Origin of the sequence: Parabacteroides sp. PM6-13 (genome assembly GCF_029892605.1) — a bacterium.
Lineage (GTDB): Bacteria > Bacteroidota > Bacteroidia > Bacteroidales > Tannerellaceae > QVMG01.
The window spans coordinates 1-26,210 of record NZ_JARXWF010000001.1; the positions used below are offsets into that span (position 1 = coordinate 1).

Annotated in this window: 18 protein-coding genes; 2 read left to right on the plus strand and 16 right to left on the minus strand. The window is 47.8% G+C overall.

Features of this window, described 5'->3' with window-relative positions; genetic code table 11:
- Positions 1–603: 603 nt before the first annotated feature.
- From M2134_RS00005 to M2134_RS00055, 11 genes are all read right to left on the minus strand, one after another.
- Positions 604–2,658 (minus strand): hypothetical protein, encoded by a 2,055-nt coding sequence (locus tag M2134_RS00005; RefSeq protein ID WP_280749733.1) that lies wholly within the window; start codon positions 2,656–2,658, stop codon positions 604–606.
- Positions 2,659–2,686: 28 nt separating this feature from the next.
- Complete coding sequence (locus M2134_RS00010; protein ID WP_280749734.1) at positions 2,687–3,685, minus strand: family 43 glycosylhydrolase; 999 nt, start codon at positions 3,683–3,685, stop codon at positions 2,687–2,689.
- Positions 3,682–4,653 carry a glycoside hydrolase family 43 protein gene (locus M2134_RS00015; RefSeq protein ID WP_280749735.1) on the minus strand — a complete coding sequence of 324 codons (972 nt, stop codon included), beginning with the start codon at positions 4,651–4,653 and terminating at the stop codon, positions 3,682–3,684. The genes M2134_RS00010 and M2134_RS00015 overlap by 4 nt, the downstream gene beginning before the upstream one ends.
- Before the next feature lies 1 nt (position 4,654).
- On the minus strand, positions 4,655–7,267 hold the full coding sequence (locus M2134_RS00020) for a family 43 glycosylhydrolase (protein ID WP_280749736.1): 2,613 nt from the start codon (positions 7,265–7,267) through the stop codon (positions 4,655–4,657).
- Between the two features lie 105 nt (positions 7,268–7,372).
- Positions 7,373–8,185: a RagB/SusD family nutrient uptake outer membrane protein gene (locus tag M2134_RS00025; RefSeq protein ID WP_280749737.1), complete on the minus strand. Its 813-nt coding sequence runs from the start codon at positions 8,183–8,185 to the stop codon at positions 7,373–7,375.
- The gene (locus tag M2134_RS00030; protein WP_280749738.1) at positions 8,136–8,948 is read right to left on the minus strand and encodes a RagB/SusD family nutrient uptake outer membrane protein; all 813 of its coding nucleotides are present in this window, start codon (positions 8,946–8,948) and stop codon (positions 8,136–8,138) included. The genes M2134_RS00025 and M2134_RS00030 overlap by 50 nt, the downstream gene beginning before the upstream one ends.
- A 27-nt stretch (positions 8,949–8,975) precedes the next feature.
- Positions 8,976–11,990, minus strand: a complete 3,015-nt coding sequence (locus tag M2134_RS00035) for a TonB-dependent receptor (RefSeq protein ID WP_280749739.1) — start codon at positions 11,988–11,990, stop codon at positions 8,976–8,978.
- 285 nt (positions 11,991–12,275) lie between these two features.
- On the minus strand, positions 12,276–16,232 hold the full coding sequence (locus M2134_RS00040) for a hybrid sensor histidine kinase/response regulator transcription factor (RefSeq protein WP_280749740.1): 3,957 nt from the start codon (positions 16,230–16,232) through the stop codon (positions 12,276–12,278).
- A 196-nt stretch (positions 16,233–16,428) separates the two neighbouring features.
- Positions 16,429–16,800: a diacylglycerol kinase family protein gene (locus tag M2134_RS00045; protein WP_280749741.1), complete on the minus strand. Its 372-nt coding sequence runs from the start codon at positions 16,798–16,800 to the stop codon at positions 16,429–16,431.
- Between the two features lie 18 nt (positions 16,801–16,818).
- Positions 16,819–17,934 (minus strand): 4-phosphoerythronate dehydrogenase PdxB, encoded by a 1,116-nt coding sequence (pdxB, locus tag M2134_RS00050; RefSeq protein WP_280749742.1) that lies wholly within the window; start codon positions 17,932–17,934, stop codon positions 16,819–16,821.
- Positions 17,935–17,999: 65 nt separating this feature from the next.
- Positions 18,000–18,362 carry a hypothetical protein gene (locus tag M2134_RS00055; RefSeq protein WP_280749743.1) on the minus strand — a complete coding sequence of 121 codons (363 nt, stop codon included), beginning with the start codon at positions 18,360–18,362 and terminating at the stop codon, positions 18,000–18,002.
- Positions 18,363–18,570: 208 nt separating this feature from the next.
- Between M2134_RS00055 and M2134_RS00060 the strand changes: the two genes are divergently transcribed.
- The gene (locus M2134_RS00060) at positions 18,571–19,431 is read left to right on the plus strand and encodes a hypothetical protein (RefSeq protein WP_280749744.1); all 861 of its coding nucleotides are present in this window, start codon (positions 18,571–18,573) and stop codon (positions 19,429–19,431) included.
- On the opposite strand, the gene M2134_RS00065 is transcribed toward M2134_RS00060, so the two are convergent.
- Positions 19,391–20,596, minus strand: a complete 1,206-nt coding sequence (locus M2134_RS00065; protein WP_280749745.1) for a lipase family protein — start codon at positions 20,594–20,596, stop codon at positions 19,391–19,393. The two genes, M2134_RS00060 and M2134_RS00065, sit on opposite strands and share 41 nt — an antisense overlap.
- 71 nt (positions 20,597–20,667) lie before the next feature.
- Here M2134_RS00065 and M2134_RS00070 point away from each other — a divergent pair, with 71 nt between their 5' ends.
- Positions 20,668–21,999, plus strand: a complete 1,332-nt coding sequence (locus M2134_RS00070; RefSeq protein WP_280749746.1) for an MATE family efflux transporter — start codon at positions 20,668–20,670, stop codon at positions 21,997–21,999.
- A gap of 1,071 nt (positions 22,000–23,070) precedes the next feature.
- Here M2134_RS00070 and M2134_RS00075 read toward each other — a convergent pair.
- The 4 genes from M2134_RS00075 to M2134_RS00090 form a co-directional block, all read right to left on the minus strand.
- Complete coding sequence (locus M2134_RS00075; RefSeq protein WP_280749747.1) at positions 23,071–23,604, minus strand: DUF4252 domain-containing protein; 534 nt, start codon at positions 23,602–23,604, stop codon at positions 23,071–23,073.
- Positions 23,605–23,615: 11 nt separating this feature from the next.
- Positions 23,616–24,098, minus strand: coding sequence for a hypothetical protein (locus tag M2134_RS00080; RefSeq protein ID WP_280749748.1), 483 nt, complete (start codon positions 24,096–24,098; stop codon positions 23,616–23,618).
- A 3-nt stretch (positions 24,099–24,101) separates the two neighbouring features.
- Complete coding sequence (locus M2134_RS00085; RefSeq protein WP_280749749.1) at positions 24,102–24,593, minus strand: RNA polymerase sigma factor; 492 nt, start codon at positions 24,591–24,593, stop codon at positions 24,102–24,104.
- 66 nt (positions 24,594–24,659) lie between these two features.
- Positions 24,660–26,177, minus strand: a complete 1,518-nt coding sequence (locus tag M2134_RS00090; RefSeq protein ID WP_280749750.1) for a hypothetical protein — start codon at positions 26,175–26,177, stop codon at positions 24,660–24,662.
- Positions 26,178–26,210: the final 33 nt, after the last annotated feature.

Here is a 26,210-nt window from a genome sequence, read left to right on the forward strand (position 1 = left end):
GGGGAGGTGGTTGGTATATTATATGTCATTGGATGTCAATAAATAGAAAAAGGATCCAACCACCTCCCGGCTCGTACCTCGCCGTACTCCTCCTTTGCTAAGGAGGAGAAATTTTGTCACTATGTTTAGTATGTCTTTATCTTCAGATTAAGTAAGATGGGAAGGTGGGGATCGCGCTGCAAGCGCGAGATTATGCATAACCGTATGCAAGCGCAGCGCAGCTTACGGTATAGCGACTCCTTATCAATCAAGCGCCGCAGGTGCGAGATCTGCCATAATCCCGCCCCATGCGGGGCATTTTATATAGATGATTCACTACCGTAAGCTGCGCTGCGCTAGCATACGGTTATGCATAATCTCACGCCTGCGGCGTGCTTTCCCCCAATCCAATATCCTCCAATTTGAAGATCCGCACCCATCAGATAAATCACTTTTTGAGAATTGACATTTTGTCAAAATCGCCCGACTAATTTCCCAAAAACGTAGGGGTATTTAAAATTAGTCAGGCGAGTAACACTTTTTAACGTATCATATTGTATAGCAAAATGGCGATTTTGCTATCATTTTGATATTTTCATATCCGGCGAATCAGCGCCTTATATTTTACTTCTTCAACAGGAATTGTTCGGCGCGGCCGGGCGTGAAAAGTTCCCAGAGGGAGGCAACGGTCCAACCCGGGGCGAAGATATTATTGTAATAACCTTTCCCATTGCGCCCGTAATCCCAATTGGTGTGTTGCACCACTTCGGGGTAATAGCCCACCTTGGCAACGCCGCACATATGGCCTTCATAGGGCAACAGTTGGCGCATGGAGGTGGAGATCACTTCGGCAAAATCAGCGAAACGAGGTTCGTTGTACTGGGTAGACAGCCAATGCAATACATCGGCAAATTCAAAGATAAACACATCGATATGGTTATTCTCCACCGATACATTTCCCCAGCCACGGGTTTTCAGACCGATATCGCCCAACATTTGTCCGGGGGCAAAAGGAACGTCCCAGGTGTAATACCATGACAAGGCAAAATAGGCTGCTTTCTTCGCCAGGCGGGCGTAATGCGCTCGTTCCTCGCCTTTTGTGACCAACGCCAGGTAATAGGCAGCCGTCGCGCCATACAAAGAGGCCTCTTTATCTTCGCAATTGGAATCCAAGGTAGAAGAGAAATAGTCGGCTTTCGAGATCAGTTCCTTCTCCAGGTAATCGACCGTGCGCTTAGCGCTTGCCAGATAGCGTTTGTCGTTGAAATATTTATAGCCCAACACCAGTGACAAGGTTGCCGAAGGTGTGCTGCCGCCGCTCGCGTCGACGATTGAGTAGTCGTCTTTGAACTTACGCGGAAAGCTGCCGTCCTCGTTCTGCAGGCGAAGGAAGCTGTCGAGCATATTCTTAATGCGTTTTTCCCATTCAGGGTGTTTGCGCTTTTGTTGTTTTTCATAATTCAGGTAATGCAACACGGCATATACACCTTCCGACTGCCGGCGGATGCTATGTCTGGATTCTTTGAAACCCCGGTCATAATGAACCACTTCATTGAAAAAACCGGCGGGCGAAAACCCGTATTGCAAATAGGTATCAAAAATATGGTTGGCATCACGGGTCAATTCCGGGCGATTCTGTTGTGCTCCATATTCCAAGGCATTGAACGCATTGAGCAACGTACGTCCCACAAAACCGACTTCCGCCACATCCGTACTGGCGCAGGTCGCCGTTTCCAGCTCTACACCGGAGTAATAATGGGTTGGTGTCTTATCGACATAGCTCTCCACAAAGAAGTTGCTCATCACCGCTTTCATCCGGTCTATCGAGTAAGGAGTCTCCACCGGTTGCGGACGGTTGGTGTCATAGCTATATTCCCAGGTACGCTCTACACAGTCCGAATAATCGGCAGCGGCGCGTTCCGACAATTCCCAGACAAGGGTGATGCTCTCACCTTCGCGAAGCAACTGATAAGCCTCGACAGCAGGAGCCAGTGTCAGTTTGCGGATATAGGTTTTCGGCGCCTCTTTGTAGGGGAAGCCATAGGCAAGCACAGTCATGCCTCCTACATTTTCAAACCCTGTATAACCGATCGAGGTCTCTCCGGAGAGAATCACCTCTCCCTCTTTATGTGTGCTTAAAGCCTCCTTATCGAACGCGTCGATACGGATAACCGACATGGATTTCTTCTCCGCGGCGCTATAGGCAGCTGTCAGCGGGGTACTCAGGCGGTCTTCGCGCACCAGCCAGCTATCCGACGTATGGAACGAAGGCGCTTCAGCAGGCGAACGCAGGTTACGATGATACCAGAATCCGGGCATATAGAACTGGCAATCGGCATGTTTGTAAGCCGTTTTTACCTGTTCGCCATAATTGAAATAGATATCTTCCAACGCTTTGAGAACGACGGTAATGCGCTGCTTACCCTCCTGCTCCGTTACCTGCCGGGTAATACGCAGCGGTAACTCTTCGCCCGGTTGGGCGTTATACATACCGTTGGACAGGGCATGAAACGTCAACGGATAATGTTGAGCGTCATTCCCCGGTACTTTCAGAGAGATGGATGCTGAAATATCTTCCTGACCCTGATTCATCGCACCTACCTGTGTAATAGCAGCTAAAAGCGCTATCACTAAAAACAATCTTTTAGGCCTTATAGCCAATACACTTTTCTTCCTCATACTATTTTTCTTCATTCGATTTTTATACTTAAAACACCGGTTTCTCGGACTTGATCGAAGGAGAGGCCTCCTTTACCGACGGCCATCCGTTCTGCCAGTCTATTTTATCCATCATCAACACACGCCCGCTGGGATCTTTTGTGTTCACAGCGTGATAGAAAAACCAGTCATTACCCGCCTTATCCGTTACGATCTCCGAATTATGCCCGGGTCCGACAAAGGAGTTATTCTTACGAATCAATACTTCGTGTTTGTTATCGGACATACTTCCCCCCTGCTTGTCGACATAGGGGCCGAAAAGACTCTCCGAGCGAGCAACAACGGTCGTATAGGTGCTGTTCAGCCCCTCACAACAGGTGCCGATAGAGGCAAAGAAGTAATAATAGCCATCCTTCTTATGGATATAGGCTCCTTCGTATGCCGTGCCTGCTACCTGCCGCGGAGTGGCACCCTCTTTCAGGGAAAGGCCATCGTCCGAGAGTTCGATAACGTAGAGGCCGCGGAAACTGCCCCAGAAGAGATACTTCTTTCCATCTTCCTCGATATAGAAGGGGTCGATGGAGTTTTGCACATTGATTTCATTGCTGCGAAACAACTTGCCCTGATCTGTGAAAGGCCCTTCGGGTTTCTCGGCAGTCGCGCAACCGATACCGCAAGTCCATTCGCCTCCCCATACCGACATGGAATAGTAGAGCACATACTTATCGCCAATCTTATTAATATCAGGTGCCCATAAGCCCCCTTTCGCTTCGAAGTCCGGACGGGTCCGGTCGGTAAAGGCGGTGCCTACATATTCCCAATCGAGCAGATTGCGGGAACGATGGATCGGCAGGTTGCGGATATCCTCCGTGGCATACAGGTAGAAATATCCATCATCGGCCTTCATCACGGTAGGATCCGGCAAGCTGTAGCTTATCACCGGATTGCGGTAATACATCCCGTCATCATCGGGTATATCCTCCTGGGCGGGCGAAGAGGAGCACGAGAGAAGGGAGAAACATGCGAACAGAAGTAATTGCTTTTTCATTTTGTCAACTTGGGTGTTATATATTCTTTACTCATCCGCATACGATCCACCCCGTTTACCTTCTCGAAAGAGACCTCACCGATATGCATCGCGCGCGGATGGATATTGCTTTTGTCTTTATGGGCATGGAACACATGACGCAATTTACCCGCTTTGTCGGTAAACAGAGCACCGTGGCCTACGCCAACCAGATCGCCCGGGAACTGCAACAAAGGGTTTTCATCGTATTTGGTCCATTCGCCCATCAGATCAGTAGCCGTGGCACAGCCCACGCCATAAGAAGGACTCTCATAGCTATTGGCCGAATAGATCATATAGTAGATACCGTTGCGTTTGATCACGAAGGAGCCTTCATTCACCCGCGGCCATACCTCTTCCCATGCCTGAGAGACATGGATACAGGGATGCATGGTCTCTGTTTTAATCGTGAGAAGATCCTTTTCCAATTCGGCTACCCAGATATTCAATCCGTCGTTGAAACGGTCGAAAAGCAGGTAAGGCGTGCCGTCGTCGTCGATAAACAGCGAGTTATCGATGCATTTTTCGTCGGCAATCATCGGTTCTTTCTTCTCTTGCACAAAGGGACCCAGAGGAGAATCGGCGACAGCCGCGCAGATATGCTCATCCGCCGAATAATACATATAGAAGCGGCCATTCAGGGCATATACCTCAGGTGCCCAGAACCAGCGATCCGCCCAGGAGTCTTTCTTGTCCAATGCCAGGCGCTCATACTTCCAGGTCAACAGGTCGTCGGAAGTATACACTTCAATACCATCGGCAGCATGTGTGCCATAGGCGTAATAAGTACCGTCGTAGAGCATGATAAACGGATCACCAAAAGGAACCGGCATCTCCACTTCGTCCACGATAATCTCGTCCACATTCTTATACTCCGGAGAACACGACTGGCAGGAGGTGAATGCCAGTAATACTAAACATACGCAACTACAAACTAATCCTTTTTTCATCTTATTTATTTCTTATGTGATAATACAATATACCCTTATAAACCGGATTATAATTATCCGAACAGAACCCGACGCGGGACGCGGGGTATTGGATCTCCGGTAGTTCCAGTTCCCTGCCGTCGACAAAAAGATACAGCTTTTCTCCCCGGCGTACGGCACGGAAGTGATAGGATTCTTTCAACAACTCATGGATACCGATGGTATAGATGTGACGCTGCAAATCTTCAGCCTCTTTATTGGTAAAACGGATCGCCTCCGCTTTCACGGGTGCAAAGGCCAGACGGTTGTAAGCCGGGTGCTCGGCCACCGCCGCTCCCTGGTTGTCTATCGGATGCCATTCGCCATTACGCAGGTAGTCGATGGTGAACTTACTGAACATATCCTCCACAAACGCGGATTTGTCGCCCGCTTCATGCCGGCTCAGGTAAAGAGCATCCAGGCGGGTAGGCGTGGCAAAGCGATAGGTCTTCTCGATAAAGTCGGTATATTTCACATCCGGATAGATGGTTTGCCGATGGGCTAAAGAGAAATCCTCCCGCCAGGCCTGTTTGCCTTTCTTCATAGCAATCACTTCGAGCTTGCCGGTCACGGCATTGAACTGTGCTTTCACATAGTTTTTCTCGTCTACATAGACCGGATAGCAGCCTGCTACGCCCTGGTCGGGCAAACTGGATAACTGAAAGCTAAACTCATAATCGTTAAGCCAATCCCCTTTCAACGCTTCCGAACGCTCCGGCAGTTGCACATCTATATTATCAAAACCGATGGTATAGGTCACGCCTTCAAACAGGGCATCGTCTGACTTATCAAAGACACCGGGGAGACCTGCTTCTTCCGGCACCACCTCATGAAAGACAGATTTTCCGGGAGCAGGCATTTCATCCAGCCAGATCTGCAAGCAACCGGCCTGACGCTCTACGCGCAGATGGTGATATACGCCCCAACGGAAATCGGCTGGTAAAGCGTATGTTTCTTTGGTCTCTTTTCCTTGTAAGCGGGTATATAGATACCAGGACTGAGTCCCGGCATCCAACCCTATATGAGCATAGTTTTCAGAATCTTTCCACCAGGCAATCACACCGGCCTCCTGTTTCGTTTTTACAGCGGCTTCAAACAGGTAAGTGGTCGATGCCTGTACATGTTGCAAAGCCCCAAAAGAGGGAGTTTCTTCTTTCTGAGAGAAGGTCGGCAAAGCCGGCTCCGGATGATAACCCGGCGTACGAGGACCGGTTATGCCATCGACATACATGGTTTTATCAAAGAACTGAACGCGGTCAATGTATTGCCCCCGGCGTTCGTTGTTCTTATTGGCCATATAGATAAGCCACCATTCAAAACCATTGGGTCCTCTCAGTATGTTGGGCTGCCCCGGTGTCATCAGGATATCATCGGCTACCTCTCCTTTCATATCGAATAGCGAGACATCAAAGAAGCAGGAACGTCCTTTCTTTGTTTCGACAGCCAATAGGTTCGTTCCGTTTTTCAGCGCGGAACGCAGTTTCTTATCCAGGTTCAAGATGCCATAATCGCGCCCCTGTTTCTCGTATATAAGTGTTTCGTTTAGATAAATACGGGTGTCGCCGTCGTGAGCCACGCGTAAGGCCAGGTTGCCCACCTGGTTGCCGGCAACAAATGTTTTGCGCAGCCATAGGTCGGACGAATTCCATACGGTGCCCTGATGGCGGGTGGTAGAGCCTTCCACCTTCTGGGAGGCAAATCCCGATTCGCCCTGCTGCCAGGCGGAAGCGTCATAGGTTATGGTTGTCCAGCCGGTAGCCGGTTTGTTTTCTGTATAGTTAAACAGTGGTTCGTATCGGTTGTGGCTATAACGCAACAGGTCAACATACTGTTCTTCCAGTTGCGTTTGATTGCTTCCGACAAGCGGATAGCTATATTTATTCCCATGTTGAAAACCTAAAGGAGAGTCGGCCTCAGCCACTCCCAACTGATAATTACCCCACCCGGTAGAGGTATGATTGGCGTTATACATCATATAGTAGCGGTCTCTGTATTTGATGACCCAAGGGCCTTCCGCCACCCGGTTGTCCATGGTCTCCCAGGTATCCGGCAAGGAGGCGAACAGGCAAACCGGTTCGCCGGCAAACTCGGCCGGGTTCTTCATTTTACGCGCCCAGATGGTGTTGCCATCCGTAAAGCGTACCATATACATATAGAGTTGTCCGTCGTCATCGCGAAACACCATCGGGTCGATACGGTTATCCATCCAGCTCTTTCTGTCCGGTTCGCTGTAAGGGCCTAACACATCCTGGCTTTGAGCATGCACCACATGAACGGCATGCCTATCCCTTCCCCAGTAGTTGACCGACCAATACAAATGGAAATCACCATTCAGATAGCGCATGTCATTCGCATGGATCTGGTCGTCTGCCACTCCGCTGCCCTTTATCCATTCATTGTCTATAGAGACAACATGAACAGGGGCGCCCCATTCGAGCAGATCCTCAGAGACATAGAAGTCGCCGTTCGTATACACGCCGCCGATATAGTATTTGCCGTTGTATTTCATCACACCGGCATCTGCCACTCCGGGAAGCACCGGATTCTGGATGTTTTGCGCCACAAGGGTATGGCAACAAACAAAAAGAAAAGGCATTAATAATTTTCTATAGACAAACATCATGGTATAAGATTTAAAGGAAAAAGTTATGCCAGAGGTGCCCCGAATCGTAAAGGGCACCCCCACATAACCTTATTAGAACTAATAACCCGGATTCTGTGTCAGTTGCGGCACATCATCCACTTTGCTTATATCCACCTCACTGGTCGGTATAGGCAGACGCACATGTTTACCGATCGTAAAGTTATTAAAGTCCTTGTCGCGCGCTTTCAGTTCATCGATACCCGATTGCGAATCGAGCAGTCCCCAGCGTTTCAGGTCGGCCCATCGCCAGCCTTCGAAGCAAAGCTCCAACGTACGTTCCATCTGAAGACGCTTGATAAAAGCCTCTTTCGAGTTCAGGCAGTCTTTCCATTGGCTCTCTTTCAACTTCGCCATACCGGCACGTTCTCGTACCTTATCCACATGAACAGCGGCATCGGCAGGAGTAGTGCCTGTTTCAACCAGACATTCCGCATAGTTCATCAATATATCCGCATAACGCATGATGCGGTAATTGTTGCGTGCGAAGTAGTCTTCGCGTTCACGGAAATACGAGGTGTTATACTTACGGATGTAGCAATCTTCCGGGTCTTGTCCCCAAGCATCGCTCCATGCGGAAGCATCCGCCACATGGTAGTATTTCGTCGGCTGATCGGGAAAATCGTTAGCGAAGCCTTTATAAATAATACTGTTATATAAACGCAGGTCATTCGTACCGTCTACTCTCTTTTCTTTCAGGTATTCCTCTACCATCCAACGGCGCGCTTTACCATCGCCCCAACCAATACCGCCGGGCGCGTAGAACTGTGTACGTTGGAAGCCAAAGGCCATGCTGGCGTCGTTGCCTGTGCCGCCTTTGTTCTTATCGTCGAACTGGATTTCGAAGATACCCTCTTTGTTGTTCTCGTTCAAATCGGTAATTGTCTTCCCGGTTATCAATCAATCCGTACAAAGAACCCTCCTTATCGATCAGCCATTGCAGTTGTTCCTTCGCCTTATCAAATTTGCGTTGTTGCATATAGGCTTTGCCCAATAGCGCCTTGGCGGCTCCTTTGGTAGCGCGTCCCAGGTTGGCGGCATCCCACGATTCCGGCAGATTATTCATGGCATAGGTAAGATCTATCTCTATCTGATCCCAAATTTCCTGCTCGGAAGCATCCTGAGGAATATAGTTCGCGTCCTGAGGTTCCAACACCAAGGTACCTTTGCCCCACAACAGATTGATCTGGAAATACCACAAAGCCCGCAGGAAAGAGGCTTGCGCCAGTACCTGGTTTTTCTGAGTTTCGTTCATTTCAATGGCAGGCACGTTGGTCAATACCTGATTGCAACGGAAGATACCCACATAGAAATGTTCCCAATGTACCTTATTGCCTTCATAGAAATTATAATTATTATACAGGAAGCGAGTCCAGTCACCCAGTTCAATCCAGGGAGAAGAGCTCCATCCTTCGTCCGATGACAGGTCATAACGGAAAGAGAGCCAGCGCATCCAGGTTCCTTCTTTGTAGAAGAAGCTATAACAGGCATTCACTCCCGCTTCCGCATCCTCTCCCGACTGCCAATAGGTCGTATTGGTCACTTCATTGGGGTTGTCGATATCCAATAAGTCGGCACTACATCCGGCAAAGAGAAATAACATACCGGTTAACAATAATCCATATATCTTTTTCATACGTTTATTATTCTACTGATTTATAAATTAAAAGGTCACATCCAAACCAAACATAACAGAACGGGTATTGGGATAGGCAAAGCTATCTGTTCCGCTGTTCCAGATGTTTGTATTCACAAAGTCGGGATCAAGACCTGAATAGCCTGTAATGGTAATCAGGTTACTACCGGTAGCAAACAAGCGCAGGTTTTCGATACCCAGATTGGTCAGCCACTGCTGCTTGAAATTATATCCGACAGAGATATTCTTCAAACGCAGGTAAGAACCATCTTCCAGGAAACGATCGGCATCCTTCACATTTCGCGCGTCACCATAAATGATACGCGGAGAATTGGAGTCGGGATTTACCTGATAAGGCTCGTCGCCTTTCTTGAAACGGATGTAGTTAGAGTTATCTGCAAACATACGTCCCTGCCATTGTGCTACGTTGTACACCTTATTGCCAAACTGTCCGTTCCACATCATGCTGAAATCGAAGTTTTTCCATTCCGCGTTGAAGATAAACGACAATTGCATCTTTGCCCAGGGGCTGCCGCAGAAGACACGGTCGTCGGCTGTGATATCGGCATCTTGCTTTCCGTCTTTGTCGGGCATATCGATATACTTCACATCACCCAACTGCGGACGTTTTCCGTTGATCATAATAGGACGGCCATCCTCGGTCAGATAGTTGTCGATCTGTTCTTGTGTTTTGAAGATTCCATCTGTCTTCAACAGGTAGAACTCAGCTAATGAGTGACCAAGAATGGTTCTTGCCTGACCCGAGTCGATGCTTTCTTTGCCATATCCTAATTCCAACACCTTATTATTTAATGTTGTCACATTCAACAAAGCGCTATACTTGAAATCAGATACCTGATCTCTCCAGCCCAGCGTCATTTCAAATCCGCGGTTACGCAAGCTGGCGGCATTGGCCTTGGGCGAACCACCCTGGTTACCGGTAGAGACAGCAATCGGCATATCCGTCAACACGTCTCTTGTTTCCGAGTTATAATATTCGGCACTCAGTGTCAAGCGCTGGTCCAGGAAGGAAGCGTCGAAACCAACGTTCACCGTTTCTTTTGTTTCCCAAATCAAACCGGTATTTACCAATTTCACCTGCGTACCCCCTGAGTAGATAGATCCGCCAAATACGGTCACAATACTCTGGTTGATCGTTCCGATGTAATCCCAATCGCCGATAGAGGCATTCCCCAGGCGTCCCCAGTTCGCACGGATCTTTAAGTCATTGAGCCATGGAGCTTGAAAGAACTCTTCATTCGAAATTCTCCAGGCACCCGAGATAGAAGGGAAGTTACCCCAACGGTTTTCCTTCGACAAACGGGAAGTACCGTCGCGACGGAAAGTAGCCGTCAGGTAGTATTTGTTATCATAAATATAGTTAGCACGTCCCAGGTAAGAGATCATGGCGTTCTCACTGATATTGTTCGTATTCTGCTGGTTACTCTGTCCGGCATTCAACACGGTCAGGTATTCGCCATTGCCTAAATAGGGGAAGTTCAAACGAGAACCGGCAAGACCTTCCCATTCGTGGTGCTGATACGTGGTACCGACCACGGCATCCACATGATGTTTACCAAAGTCCTTATTGAAGTTCAGCGTATGTTCGATCAACATATTATAGGTATTATCGCGCGCTTTTGAACTTTCCGGATCACGGTGTTCCTGGTTTTGCGTCCAGTTGCCTTCGCCACGGAACCAGGAGTTCTCATAGAAATAGAGATCGATCCCACCATTGAACTTATAAGAAAGGAACTCAAAAGGTTTGAACTCCAACCACAACGAGCCGTTCAAACGATTTTGGCGGAAATGACGGTATTCCAGGTCTTCGCGAGCAATCGGGTTCACACCGAAGGTATTGTATTTCGCCTGGTCACCATAACCATACCCACCCGGATTATTTTCGTCGTAGATAGGAATGGTAGGCATCATACGCAGGAAGTCATTGTAAGTATTGGTCTGGTTCGGATCCGTATTGGTGTGTGAGAAAGCCAGGTTTTCACCAAAAGAGAACCAGCCCTTCTTGCCTTGTGTATTCACACGGAAGCTGTAACGATCGAACGTATTACCATACGATACACCATCGTTTTTATAATAACCAGCCGATAAAAAGAAGTTACCTGAGTCGCCACCACCGGAAAGCGATACGTTATAGTCTTGCACCAAAGCGGTCTTCAAGACTTCGTCCTGCCAGTTGGTGTCATAAGAGGAGTGTTGTTGCGTAGAGGTGATAGAAGCGACACCGTTCTTGATCGCTTCGTTATAGGCGATATCATTGTATTTAATATACTCCGCCGCGTTCATCAGATCATACTTCGGACTCCATTCCAACGTTTCTTTTACGCTTACATTTACCTTCATCGGGCCTTTCGCTCCCTTCTTGGTCGTCACGATAATCACCCCGTTAGCCGCGCGCGAACCATAGATAGCCGCTGCCGAAGCATCTTTCAGGATCTGGATCGACTCCGCATCAGAGGGATTAAAGTCAACACCCGGATCGGTAATCATACCATCGACCACCCAGAGCGGAGAGTTATTGCTCAGAGAGCCGACACCACGGATCTGAATGGAAGCGTCGGCACCGGCTCTACCCGTGCTGCGCACATTCACACCGGTTGCTAATCCCTGCATCTGGCTCACCAGCGTTCCTGCCGAGCTCTTCTTCATCTCTTTCGTATCGACTACGGCAACCGCACCGGTCAGGTCTGATTTCTTTACGGTCTGATAACCGATCACCACCACCTCTTCCAATGCTTTCGAATCATCTATCAGAACGACAAACAGAGGAGCGCCTCTGAAGACCACCTCCTGAGGGATCATACCGATATAAGAAAAAACGAGTGTACTCCCGTTATCTCCCTGCACCGAGAAGCGACCGTCGATATCGGTCACGGCTCCCATTGTCGTACCTTTCACTACGACGTTCACACCTGTTAAAGGTTCGTTATTTGCATCTGTTACCGTTCCGGTTATGGCCATTTGCTGGGCATAGGTGGTAGTTGCAAACACAACAAAAAATAATACTAAAATTTTCTTGATCATCTTTGATAGAATTAGATTTTAAAACTATATGACGAAAACACACATTCGTCTTGGGGTTACATTTGGCAAAAATACATGCCTTTTGCCATGCATAGAAAACTCATTTGATTGCGTTATATCATAGGCTCTAAGTTTATACTATTATTAGATTTTTAGGTTAATTCCTGAGGCAAATATATTCGTATAAAAGAGAACGGGATGCAACTTTTTTTTCAATCTATGCAATTATAAATCCAAAGCACCCGCCTTGGCTGGATTGTTCTATTTTCGTATTCGTTTGGTCTATTATTTCACAAAATCTTTCGGCAGGACGCCAAATTGTTTCTGGAAACATTTCGTAAAATAGGAAGGAGTATTGAAGCCGGTCATGTAACACACCTCGTTAATCTTACATTCGCCCTCTTTCAACAAAAAGGCTGCTTTCTTCAAGCGTTCCAGGCGAATATAATCGTTCGGCGTCATGTCTAATATCCCTTTTATTTTCCGGTTCAGGCTCGAGCGGCTCATATGCAACGACCCCGCCATATCGTCCAGATTAAAGTCTGGGTTCTGCATATTCTCCATGACCAATTCATTCAATTTCTTCAGGAAACTTTCATCCGCTTTCGTCATGGCGATGCTGTTTGTCGGCACAAAAGGAGAATGGGCAAAAGAGACCCGGAGCTTTTCACGGTTATTCAACTGGCTGGACACACACACCTTCAGGTATTCCACAGAGAAAGGTTTTTCGATATACACATCCGCCCCGATCTTCATCCCTTCAATTTTTGCCTGTAGGGTGGTTTTGGCCGTCAATAGGATAATGGGTATATGGCTGTAATCGAGCTCCGACTTCAGGCGCTCACACAATTCCAGTCCATCCATCTCGGGCATCATAATATCCGAAATAACCAGATCTACCGTATGTTTGTCCAAGACCTTCAGTGCCTCTACCCCATTCATGGCTGTCAGAACCTGATACTCCATAGCCAGCTGCTTTACCACAAAAGCTTGCATTTCCAGACTGTCTTCTACCACCAGGATGGTATAGCGATTGGCTCCTGATGCCGTTTCCGCCTCCTCCTCTTCCACGGGCTCTTCTATCGCCGGTTCGTTTTGCTCCGCAACAGCCGCTGGCAACGTGGCATGCCCCACCGGGAGCGACAACAGGAAGCAATTCTCTTCCATGGAATCATCCATACAGAGGGTGCCCTCATGTAGTTCGGCAAGCGAACGAGCCAATGCCAGTCCAATCCCCGTACCCGAAACGGAGCTCAGCCTGCCTGCTTTATACTGTATGAATGGTTTGAATATCTCCTCACGCATATCTGCCGGGATAATCAAGCCATCGTTGCACATCGAGAGCAACAACCGCTCCTCTTCCACAGAGAGTTTGATATGGATATAGCTCTTCGAATACTTGATAGCATTCGTCAACAGATTGCTGAGAATCTTCGTCAACCCCTCTTTATCAACCGAGACACACAGTGATTCAGGTGCCTCGATAGTGACCTTCAACTCCTTCTGGCGTGCCAGATGTTTGAATCGTTTGTATGTTTTATGCAATATATCCGCCACATCACATTCGGTGAAATCCAACTGAAACCCCTGTGTCTCGGTTTTGCGGAAGTCGAGCAACTGATTAACCAGGTCGAGCAGCCGGTTGGTATTCAAATCCATTATCTCCAGATCGTCTTTGATCTCGTCGGAGACCGACCTGGATGCCAATACATTCTCGAGCGGGCTCTTTATCAGCGTCAGCGGAGTGCGTATTTCATGAGCCACATTCGTGAAGAAATCTATTTTGGCGGTATATAGCTCCCGCTCTTTCGTCCGTTCAAAGTTCTCCATGGTCTGCTGCTGCTTTCGCTGTGTTTTCTTTCTGAAATAGAAGAAAAGACCGACCAATAGACATAAAACCAATACGACATAGACCGTATACGCCCAGGCGGACAGATAAAAAGGCGGATTGATGCGTATATGAAGCAGGCGCTCCGCCTCGTTCCACTTACCATCGCTGTTTGAGCCTTTGATGCGCAGTTTATAGCTCCCATACGGCAGGTTGGAATAGTTGATAGCGGAACTTTTTCCGACCGTATACCATTCGCGGTCGAATCCTTCCAATTTATACTCCAGCTCATTCATTTCGGGCGCCTGATAACTCAACGCCGCCACATTCAATGAGAAGGAGTTTTGGTTGGCATCCAATTCTATCTCATCCGAGTAGGTGATGCTTTTCTTCAGGGGCGAATCTGGGCTGTTTACCGAAAGACGCTTATTGAACAGATAAAAATCGGTAATAACGACCGGAGGCATAAAAGCATTTTCCACAAAGGTCTCCGGATCGAAAACGATAAAACCATTGATGCTCCCCAGGTAAATACGCCCCTCCTTATCGCGATATCCCGACTGGAAATTGAACTGATTACTCAAAAGCCCGTTGGCGGTGGTATACACACGTTTATTTTCAGTCTCCGGGTTGAAACATACCAGTCCGTAGTTAGTCGTTATCCACAGGTTTCCCTGCTTGTCTTCTACCATTTTATAAATGATATTATTCGGAAAGCCATCCGACATATCGTAATGAGTGAAATTGTCTGTCGTCGGATTGTAGCGACAGAATCCTTCTCCCAGCGTCATAAACCACAAACGCTTTTTACTGTCTTCGTATATACTGATCACTTTGTTGTAGGGAAGCGAAGTAGGATCCTGCTCGTCGGAGAGATAATTCTTCCATTGCTGCGTGCGCACATTATAGCAGAACACTCCGTTGGAAAAGGTGGCAAACCACAAATTTCCATGGAAGTCTTCCAATATTTTATAGACAAACATATTCCTCAGTTGAGAGACACGGGAAAAGTCGTCCGTAGCCCGATTATACTTCAACAAACCCGAGGTAGTTCCGATCCACACATCACCGGTGGTGGTCCGGCAAATCGTAAAAGCATCATTGGCAATCATCGAGTTTTCAGTCTCTCCTTTGGAATAAGAACGCACCTGCCTGGTACGCAGATTAACGCGGCACAACCCGCCGGAGAACGTACCCACCCAGAGATCGTCTCCGTCCAGGCAAAGGCCATGCACATTCTGGTGGATGGCAGGATGCCCAAAGGGTATGATATTGCCAGTTTTCGGATTAAAATTGAATAAACCCTTGTCTTCGGTTCCTATCCACAACGTACCGTCGTTGCTCTCACATATCTCACGTACCCGTCGGCCGAATCCCGGAAGGTCATCGCGGGGATAGAATTTCTCAAAATAGGTCCATTGATACGGATGATAATTCACCCCTCCGAAATAAGAACCGATCCACATCCCATTTTCCGTATCGCGGTAAAGCGCGTAAATAGCATTATCCGACAAAGCGTAGGAATCATCCTGATCGGGCACCGCCAGATGCGTCACTTTATCATTCGCAAGGTTATAAATATAGACTCCGGACTCCGTGCCCACCCACAATTCGTCGTCCGAGCGAAACTGCAACGCCCGTGCATACACATTCAATAGCCGACGTGTCTTCCCGGTGGTCTGGTTGATCTCTGTCAAGCCATGGAGCGAAGCAACATACACACAGTTGTGCGAGCCATTGACCTGCCAGTTGATCACATCCCCTTTGAATATCTCATTCCCACCGGCATCCCTGAAAGGCTGTAAAGGTGTCTTAAAGTCATCCTCTGTATAGTACAGATTATCGGCATACGAAGCCAGCCAGCATGTATTGCCGGTAAACCAGAAACGGGTGATGTTGCCGATGGAAGAATCAGAGAGATGATTCAATAGCTTTTTCTCCTCGTGTTTATAACAGAACATCCCCTGGTTTTCGACCGATATCCAGATGTTTTTATCTTCGTCGCCGCCTATCATCGTCACGAAATCACGAATGACAGTCTCTTTATCGCTCAACAGATCGAAGGCTTCAAAAGAGTCTAATACCGGATCATAGATAAAAACGCCCCCGTCGGTTCCTATCCAGATGTTCCCTGCATGGTCTTCATAAAGCGCTGTGATAAAGTTTTTCCCCAAATCGGAATTCTCTTTCTTATAGACCCGGAAAGACAAGCCGTCGTAGCGGTTCAGCCCATCTTTCGTTCCAAACCACATAAAGCCTTTCTTATCCTGCAAAATCTGATAGACCGTATTCTGGGAGAGTCCGTCGCGGATGTCCATTGTCCTGAAATAGTAGTGAACAGCATCCTTTGCATACGACGGCAACACCGCCAGGAGGCATAATCCAAAGAAAAATCGTGTGATTATTTGTTTCATAACTTCATCTCTTTATTCCGATGCGCTGCCATGCACTACCCATAACCCTGTCAAGGGCTCTACCGCGATCAGTCTTGTGTTTTTCAATACGAACAAAGATAAGTCGATTCGGAAATATAAAATAGCATTTTAGAATCAATAAATAGAACGTTTCAGCTGTTTCTATCCGTTTTATTCATTTATAGCGCTCCTTCAACTACATAAAAAGCTTGGGAAGAAAGATAATACAGCCTATGACAGCGGCGGTGATAGCGGCGATCAGCACGGCAGCGGCTGCCAGATCTTTGGCGTGTTTGATATGGTTGTTTGGCTTTTCGGTGATCGCATCCCCCAGGCTCTCGATAGCGGAGTTGAAGGCTTCGGCGGCCAGGACAAATCCGATGGCGGCGACAACGGCTACCCACTCCCAGACGGCTATACGAAAAAGAAATCCGGCAACGATCACGCACACAGCCACAAAAGCATGTATCCAGCTATTGGCTTCCTGGGTAAACAAGCGCTTAATCCCTTGAAAAGCATACTTAAACCCGGCGATGCGGCGGCGGAAGGTAAAACCGTTATTTTTCATACGAGCTGTTTCTTATGGTTAAACGACAACCCTACGGAAACCCAAGGATTCCAATAAGGCGGCTTCTTCTTTATTTGCATGCAGAAAAGAATAGGCATGAAACTCCCGGGGATGATCATAGTGATTCCGGAACCATTCGAACTTGTCGGGCATCTCCCGGAGACGGGCATCCACCACCAGGGGATTGAAAGAGGTGAAAAGGACGTTTTCAATCCGGTTCTCAGTGAAGGTATCCAGGTCGATCACCGGCTGGACAGGCGCTTCCGGCTTCACCTTATCGAGGAAAGGGATCTCCAGGCGGAAGAAACGGGCGATCTCTTCCAGGCACATACGGGTGGCATTCGCCTTTCCGTCGGCGGAAAATCCGGCAATATGGGGCGTAGCAATGGCTGTTTGTTGCAATAAATCGAGTGAAATATGCGGTTCGTTTTCCCAGCAATCCAGGATAAGGGCACCTATTTTCCCCTGTTTCTTTCCCCATAACAGGGCGGAAGTGTCACATACGGCTCCGCGACTGCTATTAATCAGCGTCGGTTTGCGCTGCAAGGATTCGATGAAAGCGCGATCGGCCAGGTGCCAGGAGGGGTGTGCACCTCCCTTTTCCAGCGGTGTATGAAAGGTGATGATATCGGCCTCCCGGGCAATATCCGCCAACGAGACAAATCCGGCATCGCCCTCTTTCTCCGCCCGAGGCGGGTCACACAGGATTACCCGCATACCTAACGCCTCGCAATGCCTTTGCACACGGCTGCCGACATGTCCGACGCCTACGATACCTATAGTCTGATTCTGTATGGGTTTGCCGGTTTGAAGAGCCTGAAGCATCAACGAGGCGACCACATATTCAGCTACGGACTCCGCATTACTGCCCGGCGCGTTCTTCCACACAATGCCGACCTCATCGCAGTAAGCCGTATCGATATGGTCGAAACCGATGGTCGCGGTGGTGATCAGCTTCACGCGGCTGCCTTCGAGTATCTCGCGGGTGCATCGGTCAATGCTGCGCACAATCAATGCGTCGGCATCACGGATAGCTTCACGGGTAAACTGTCCGGCAGGAAGATAGGTGATATCGCCCAAGGGGTCGATGATCGTTTGAAGAAAAGGGATTGTATTATCGGCAACTATTTTCATAATCAGACATGCTATTTATCTGCAAAAATAACAAAGCAATCCGCAATAGCCGCACGCTTGTCTGTTTATTTCACGACCACCTCCCGACTGAGGCGTTCCGTTTTGACGGTGTACTCGCCCCGGGAAATCGGAATGGCGCTAAATGTGCTGGTCGGCGTATGCTCGAGATGCAAGGCACTGGTAGCGTCATAAATGTAAATGGTTTGTATCCGATTGGTCTCAATCATCAAAAGGCTGTTCATGCTGTACACTTTCAGAAACACCTCTTCGACGGCGACGCGGGTGCTATCGTCTGCCGCAGTAACCGACTCGATCACGACCGGTGTCATCTCTTTCACGAACGCATTCTTCGCTTCCGATCCATCACCCCATGCCCTGTTCACAGTCATGAAAAACAATACAACAATATAAACAGATAACCTTTTCATCTCTTTGCCTTAAAAACTAATAACTAACTTAACACTAAACACTAATCACTAAAAACTAACCTATAATTGCCTTTATATAGAGAACAAAAAATAGTGCTTTTTGTTGCATGCAATAGGGGTGATTCACAATGTTTAACTACTTTTGCCTACGCAGTAACTGAAATCACCAAACAGTTACCCTACGAATAATCTGAAAAAGGAAAGAATAATGAAACGACTTGCTTTTTATGCCTTACTCCTCTGCCTGGCGTTAAGCGCTTGCAACAAGAAAACAAAAGAGGCTGAGGCACGGCTTGAGGCGGCGCGCGCCTATTACGAACAAAATGAATTTGCTGCCGCCAAAATAGAGATCGACAGCCTGCGCGCTCTCTACCCGAAAGAGCTGAAAGTGCAGCGGGAAGGGCTCACCCTGATGCGCCTGGTGGAGATCAAAGAGGCGGAAAGAAATATAGCCTTTTGCGACAGTGTGCTTCCTTTGCGCCGGGAGTTGCTTGCCGAATTGCAGAAAGATTTTGTATTTGAAAAGGATTCCGCTTACGACGAGGTGGGCAATTTCATCTACCGCCAGCAGACCGTCGAGCGCAACCTAGAGCGTTCTTACATCCGTAGCGGCGTGAATGAGAAGGGAGATATCTACATCGCCAGTGTTTATTATGGTGCCAAGCCAATCAATCATACAGGTCTTACCCTAAGCCTCAACGACGGCACCTTTGTGAAAACCGCCTCGATCGCTTACGACGGGGGCGTGAATTACCGTTTCGAGAACCTGGGCTTTACGACGGAAGTCGTTACCTACACCAACGAATTGGGGTTGGACGCGTTGCAGTTCATCGCCGAACACGAGAAGGAACGTATCCGTGCCGAGTACACCGGTGGCAGCCCATACGTGATGTATCTATTAGATAACGACAAAAAAGCCATTGCCGCTGCCTACCGTTTCGGGCTTGTCTTGAAGGATATTATCCGCATGACCGACGAGTGCGAGAAGTCTGCCAAACGCATCGAATACCTTCAGTCGCGCCTGCAGGCTACTTCAACGCCTGCAGAACCAATAGATAAAACGGAATAGCCGCACTGGTATGATCAAACTTGCTGGTGTGTAGTTCCACAGAAGCCCCTGCTTGTTGGAAAGCATCATAAGCCGCCTGCGTATTGCTAAAAGGAACGGTTTCATCCTTCGTGCCATGTGCCAAAAGGATAGGCGCGCGGGGCACCCAGTCGATCAGGTTGTTTTTGGTCAAAGAACCTTTGAGTTTGCGAATCTCCTCGTTGTGATTGTCTGTAAAGAAGTCGGGGTGAAGCCAATCGCTCAACCGGTTCGACGGCAATAGATGGTTGATTTCCCCCAACGTATATTTCTTACTGACACACCATTCCCGGTAGCTCGAAAGGACAGGTTCCAGGAATATCTTTGTGTAATCCAGGTTCAATCTATCGGCATAATCCGCTCCAACAATCGTAAGCAGGATAGTGGCCGGATTGGCCACCTCGTCTTGTTGCATAAAATGGTCGAAGATCGATTCCGGCAGGTAGGGGCCTCCTCCGGCAAAGGCGCGAAGTATCTTTATCTTATCCGCATATTGCTGTTCCGCCATCTGCTGAAAAGCCAGGGCGGCATAGCCTCCTTGCGAATAACCAACCACATAGGCATCCCGTTCTACGGGACGCTTGATAAGCGAGAGGTATTCGCGTGTGGCAAAGAAGAGATCACAACTCACCTGCCCGGCCGATTCGGCATGGATATAGGTCTGCGGCAGATCGACTGTCGCCCCGAATCCGATATAATCAGGAACAGCCACGGCATAGCCATAAAGCGCCAACATCGACTCCACCGTTGCCATAACCGCCGAAGGCGATTCGCGGTCGGCGCCAATCGTGAAATGCGGTCCGATCACCACGCCTCTGCATGCTCCCTCCGCGGGATAGGTGATAAGGCCGGACACCTCCAATGGTTTGCCTGCGGGATCCTTGCTCACATAACGGATAGCCTCCGTTTTCACCTGCTTTTCCGGGAGGATCAACAGGAGGGGGTTCGTACTTTCCAAACCCAATTTGCCAGCCAACGAGGCTTTGTTCAATGTTTCGGTTTTGGTTACCTCTATAAAATAGCCTTCATCGACCTTATCCGGTGGTGGCACCTCTCCCCCATTTTCTTCGGGCGAACAGGCTATCAGTCCACCTATCATAAGGATCATCAAGACCCTGTATATCCAATTTAATTCTATTCTTCTCATCTTTATTTCTATCTAACGGCCTCAAAGGTAGAAATTAATTTCCTACTTTTGCCCCACCAAATCTACAAGGAATGCAAGGCGCAAAGAATCTGACACAAGGGCCAATCACCCGCCAACTCTTCAATCTGGCCATGCCCATTATGGGCACCTCTTTTATCCAGATGGCATATAGCCTGACCGATATGGCCTGGGTAGGACGCTTGGGCAGCGAAGCGGTGGCCGCGATCGGAGCCGTCGGCATCCTGACCTGGATGACCAACTCCATCTCCCTATTGAGCAAGGTGGGGTCGGAAGTCAGCGTGGGGCAGTCGATCGGTGCGCAAGACCATGAAGGAGCCCGCCAGTATGCGTCGCACAACCTGACGATTGCCCTGGTGCTCTCCGTTGTTTGGGGTGTCTTATTGTTTAGCCTGGCTCATCCGCTGATCAGCCTTTTCAAACTGGAGCCTCCCATTGCCGAAAAGGCGGTGGAATATCTGCGCATTGTATCTACGGCTTTCCCCTTTATATTCATTGCCTCTGCCTATACCGGCATACACAATGGCGCCGGCATGAGCAAGATACCGTTTTATATCAGCGGCACCGGGTTGGTGTTGAATATGCTTCTGGATCCCCTCTTTATATTCGTGTTCGACTGGGGCACAGCCGGTGCGGCCTGGGCTACGTGGACGGCCGAAGCGGTGGTATGTCTCTGTTTCATCTACCAGGTGAGATACCGGAACCGCCTGTTTGGTGGCTTCTCCTTTTTTACACGTCTGAAGGGAGTCTACACGCGGCGCATCCTTCAACTGGGGCTCCCCGTGGCTCTCCTGAATACTTTTTTTGCCATTATCAACCTATTCATGGGACGAACGGCATCGACCTACGGCGGGCATATCGGACTGATGACTCTGACAGCCGGCGGACAGATCGAAGCCATTGCCTGGAACACCTCGCAGGGATTCAGCACAGCACTCAGCGCCTTTGTTGCCCAGAACTATGCTGCCCGTAAAAACGAACGGGTCATCAGCGCCTATCATACCACCCTGAAGATGACCATCTTCTTCGGTTTCCTTTGCACCCTCTTGTTTATCTTCTGGGGCAGTGAGATCTTTTCATTGATCGTGCCCGAGCGCGAGGCCTACGAAGCCGGTGGCATATACCTTCGCATCGATGGCTATTCCATGATGTTCATGATGTTGGAGATCACCATGCAGGGACTCTTTTACGGAACCGGCCGCACGGTTCCGCCTGCTATCATCAGCATCACCTTCAACACACTGCGTATTCCGATGGCTATTGGACTGGCCGCGTTAGGATTCGGCATCGAAGGCGTTTGGTGGGCCGTCAGCATCAGCAGCATCCTGAAAGGAATCGTCTCCTTCATCTGGTTCCGGTTTTTGCGGAAGAGGATATTGTTGTAGTGGGTAGATGAGGAAGTGGTTAGTGGTTAGTGAGGAATGATTAGTGGTTAGTGAGGAATGATTAGTGATTAGTGAGGGAAAAGAAAAATCTTTAGTTTGTGTAAGTTTGAAGATTCCCAAGGAGCGCTGCAAGCGCGATTCAACCCAGCCCATGGGTGACCGAAGGGAACCCTGGGTATCAAAGTCTAACAATAATGGAGTTCTGAATCGAAGATCGGCCTTAGCCAAAGAACGACTAATCATCCCACAAATATTTCTCGTCATATTCGATGTTATACTCTTTTAAAAACATCAAATACTCCTCATGAGCATCTATCTTTTTGTGATGAATTTGTTGATTTTCAATATACTTTTTTGTTCTCTCGCAAATAGACGGACTAACAGAAAAACGGCATATCCTTTTTGCCATGCAAATTTTCGATAATAGGGATCTAATGATTTTATCCATTGACTGCTTCTACTTTTAATATGTTGAATCAATTGAGACAACGCCACATTCTTAGGTAATACAGAATATATGAACATGATCCTCTGTCCCGTTAATAAGAATTGGAGAAGATTTCTCTTCTTGAAGCAGTGTCCCGAGATAGGAGTATAACCGTGGAGTTTCTACTGTACGGATTGGTACATGCCGAGGACTTATATGAAAAATAATATGAACGTAAAGCTTTGATAATGACTGAGACATAATTTCTATAGTTATGGTTGTTCTAACAAAGATAAAAAATATCTCTATTAGTCGTTCTTTGGCTAAGGCCGATCTTCGATTCAGAACTCCATTATTATTATGCTATCTAAACCCAGGGTTCCCTTCGGTCACCCATGGGCTGGGTTAAATCGCGCTTGCAGCGCTCCTGGGTAGTTATACCAACAATATTGTGTGTGTGTGTGTGTGTATATATGTGTATACAGGGAGGTATTTTTCAAGGAGGCTTTTTTCTCACGTTTTTTTGCCCCCTGAAACTTTTTTCTCACGCCGGTGAGAATTTTTTCTCACGCTTTTTAAAGAGCTGAGAAAAAATTCTCAGAGGTAAAAAAATGTGAGAATTTTCTATTATGGCAGCTACATGATTACTTTTTTACGTTTGCGAATTTTCGGATATCTTCAGCCGTCAGCTTTCCGACGATGCGGATGACTGTACAATCTCCGCCATAGTTAGAGTTTTTCTTTGAATCATAATTGATCATCACTAAATCGGTAATTAGATTATCATTCGCCTCCGCCCTTGCTTCATCTACGGAGCGTTGCACCCCTTTGCGTGTATAAAACATAATTTCCGTGTCACCTTCCTGCAGAGATAGTATTAGGTCATAGTCTCTTTCGATAATCGAAACAGTATTCTTCTTCATGACATTCCCTAAATGTCCGGTACTGCCTTTCGATTCATTATTGTAAATCTCCACCTGCTCCAATTTGTTCTTCATCTCTTTGATAGTCGTGTTTCCGACTTTCAAATCCGGCACCAGATCAAACATCGGTTTTGTGATGAATGTCGTTTTTAGATAAGGATGCTTTTGAAAGCTGCTAAAAGGGGTTTCCTGTGCATAAAGTGAAGTCGCACATAATAGGATTCCCAGTAAAATACTAATCATTTTTGTTTTCATAATCGATCTGTTTATTGTTGAGTTATTATTTCATTCACCTGATCCAAGCTGCGTGGAATCTCTTCCAACTGCTGTAAGCCTTTCTCCCAATTCATGGAAAGTAATTCAAGCGCTTCCACCAATGCTTGCTGTTCTTCTTTCGTGATAGTAGCGGTGGTATTATCCGTATCATTTCTTTCCATGGCGTGAAAGACGATAAGGAAGGCTATGGCAAGGGTGGCTGCCACCGTAGCGATCTGCCACCATAGGGGTTTTCGTTGCTTCCTGTTTTCCTTTTCCTCTTTTTCCATATCCTCGAACAGCTGTTCTATTCTCGGACGCAAGGTGACGGGGACAGACATGTTCCTCATACGCACAAAGTATGGCTTTTCTTCGATCAATTCCGAAGCGACATCATCGGAGGCAAAGTAATCGAATAGGAACTGCTCTTCTTCATGGGAGGTTTCACCCTGGTAAAACCTGTCGATCAGTATTTTTATTTTTTCTGTTTCCATCTTCTATCTTTTTTGGTTAAAATAGTCACGCAACGTTTTCCGTGTACGCGACAGTATGACACGTATATGATTTATATTCATTCCAAGCATGTCGCTGATCTCTTCGTATGAGTAACCCTCATAATCTTTCAATAAGACTATTTTTTTCGGTCTGTCTTGCAGTAGGTTTATCCGATCCATCAACAATTCGACCTCATCTTTCACTTCCATCTGTGTATATAGAGACTCGGGCTCCTGCATATCGGAATCATAGGCTACTGTACGTTTGTGTTCCGCCCGGCGGATCGAGTTCAGGCAGAGGTTTCGCGTTACCTCCACAATATAGGCTTCCGGCACCTGGATAGCGTCTAATTCGTTTCGCCTGTTCCAAAGCTTTAGATAGACTTCCTGCACCATATCTTCCGCATCCTGAGAGCTCTCCAGCATACGAAATGCTATCCGGTATAGTTTCCGGTAATAGGGATAATAGGTGTGCCTGAATAATTCCGCGTTCATTTCTGTCATTTATAAGTAAGACACCTCAGGAGCGAAAACATTACAATAAAGAAAGAAGAAAATAACTTATTCACCTTGTCGGGTATCATGTCCGGCGGTCGCGAGGGCGTTTTCAACTACTTCTGAAGGGAAACCATAGAGTTCCAGGATGCGGATCGCGTTTTTCTGCACGCTGCGTTCGTAGTTGATCTTATAGTTGAAGGAGAGTTTTCCCTCTTCGATATTCTCCGTGAAGTAGATAGGGATGAAGCGTTCGCGAAGCAGTTCGATCAGTTCCACATCGTGGGTAGCCACAAGGATCAGGTTCTTCGGGTTGGAGGCGAGATAATCCAGGATAGCTTTGGCACCGGCAATGCGTTCAATCGTATTGGTGCCTTTAAAGAGTTCATCAAGCAGGATGAGGTTATTGCCACTGCTGGTTTCAGTCAGGATATATTTCATACGCAACACCTCACTCAGATAGTAGCTTTTTCCTTCCAACAGACTGTCGTCCATAGAGATAGAGGTGTAGACCTTTTGAGGAGCCAATTGCAGGCTGTGGGCAAAGGCGGTGTGGATGGTTTGCGCCAACAATACGTTGACCCCTACGGTGCGCACAAAAGAGGTTTTACCCGACATATTCGAACCCAATACCAGAAACGAATGGTGATCCGCGGTAAACGAGTTGGAAACACAGTCGGGTATAAGCGGATGATAGAGCTTTTCGGCCAACAACGGCCCCTCTTCAAACTGCGGCAGGCAGTAGTAGGGCATCACTTCGCGCAGGGTGGCGATTGACTGTAACGTATCGACCAGGCCGACAAAAGAGAAGATCGCTTGCAGCGACTCTTTTTCCTGCCGGAGAAGGGCAAAAGATTTGTTCAGTGTCAACGGGTCTTGCAGGAAGAATATTTTCACCAGTTCGCGCAAAGTCCATACAATAATGGCCATATCGGACTCCAGCTTCACATCCAGTTTGAAGACAGAGAGTTTCCGCCTGAGCGGGTTTACCCTCTTTATCTCTTTTTCTATTTCGGGGTTCACCTCCTTGACCGCAGGCATTGCCGCCAGTTTCTCTGCCAGAACAATCATATTATACATCTGTGGCATAGAGCCGGAATAGACAAAAGAGATCGTTTTCGCCCGGTAATGAATGATGGCATTGACAAAAAAGAGAGCAATCGCCAATAGAAGAATGACAGGGGAACGGAAAATAAAATAGCTTCCCAACAGAAGAGTCGGCAAGAGTTGCAACACACGCAACAGATAGACCTTGTTTTTTGAGTAAGGGATATAGTCCTGTTCGATCAACGAATAGACGTCGTACGCGTCGCGGTGATCCAATTTCTTTAAGAGAAGAGGTAGCTTTTTGCGTAAGCTCTCATCCGTGCGGTAGCGATCGAGCCACGATTCATACGGCTGGATCCTGTTTGTCTGCGGGATGTGGCGCAACAGATTGTATAGGTATTGCTTGCCGATCGACGAATGGGTGTGATTGATAAAGGTAAAGAGTTCGTCCAGATTCAGGTCATAACACGATTCGTCATCGATTCGCTGGCGGGCATCTTCCTTGTTCAGGTCGAAGTATTTGCGGGTGTTGTCCATTTCGTATAGATTGGAGTGGTTTCTATTGAAAGA

Coding starts and splice junctions, on each gene's coding strand:
- M2134_RS00005 (WP_280749733.1), bottom strand. CDS start 2,658: ATGAGGAAGAAAAGTGTATTGGCTATAAGGCCTAAAAGATTGTTTTTA.
- M2134_RS00010 (WP_280749734.1), bottom strand. CDS start 3,685: ATGAAAAAGCAATTACTTCTGTTCGCATGTTTCTCCCTTCTCTCGTGC.
- M2134_RS00015 (WP_280749735.1), bottom strand. CDS start 4,653: ATGAAAAAAGGATTAGTTTGTAGTTGCGTATGTTTAGTATTACTGGCA.
- M2134_RS00020 (WP_280749736.1), bottom strand. CDS start 7,267: ATGCCTTTTCTTTTTGTTTGTTGCCATACCCTTGTGGCGCAAAACATC.
- M2134_RS00030 (WP_280749738.1), bottom strand. CDS start 8,948: ATGAAAAAGATATATGGATTATTGTTAACCGGTATGTTATTTCTCTTT.
- M2134_RS00035 (WP_280749739.1), bottom strand. CDS start 11,990: ATGATCAAGAAAATTTTAGTATTATTTTTTGTTGTGTTTGCAACTACC.
- M2134_RS00040 (WP_280749740.1), bottom strand. CDS start 16,232: ATGAAACAAATAATCACACGATTTTTCTTTGGATTATGCCTCCTGGCG.
- M2134_RS00045 (WP_280749741.1), bottom strand. CDS start 16,800: ATGAAAAATAACGGTTTTACCTTCCGCCGCCGCATCGCCGGGTTTAAG.
- pdxB (WP_280749742.1), bottom strand. CDS start 17,934: ATGAAAATAGTTGCCGATAATACAATCCCTTTTCTTCAAACGATCATC.
- M2134_RS00055 (WP_280749743.1), bottom strand. CDS start 18,362: ATGAAAAGGTTATCTGTTTATATTGTTGTATTGTTTTTCATGACTGTG.
- M2134_RS00060 (WP_280749744.1), top strand. CDS start 18,571: ATGAAACGACTTGCTTTTTATGCCTTACTCCTCTGCCTGGCGTTAAGC.
- M2134_RS00065 (WP_280749745.1), bottom strand. CDS start 20,596: ATGAGAAGAATAGAATTAAATTGGATATACAGGGTCTTGATGATCCTT.
- M2134_RS00070 (WP_280749746.1), top strand. CDS start 20,668: ATGCAAGGCGCAAAGAATCTGACACAAGGGCCAATCACCCGCCAACTC.
- M2134_RS00075 (WP_280749747.1), bottom strand. CDS start 23,604: ATGAAAACAAAAATGATTAGTATTTTACTGGGAATCCTATTATGTGCG.
- M2134_RS00080 (WP_280749748.1), bottom strand. CDS start 24,098: ATGGAAACAGAAAAAATAAAAATACTGATCGACAGGTTTTACCAGGGT.
- M2134_RS00085 (WP_280749749.1), bottom strand. CDS start 24,593: ATGAACGCGGAATTATTCAGGCACACCTATTATCCCTATTACCGGAAA.
- M2134_RS00090 (WP_280749750.1), bottom strand. CDS start 26,177: ATGGACAACACCCGCAAATACTTCGACCTGAACAAGGAAGATGCCCGC.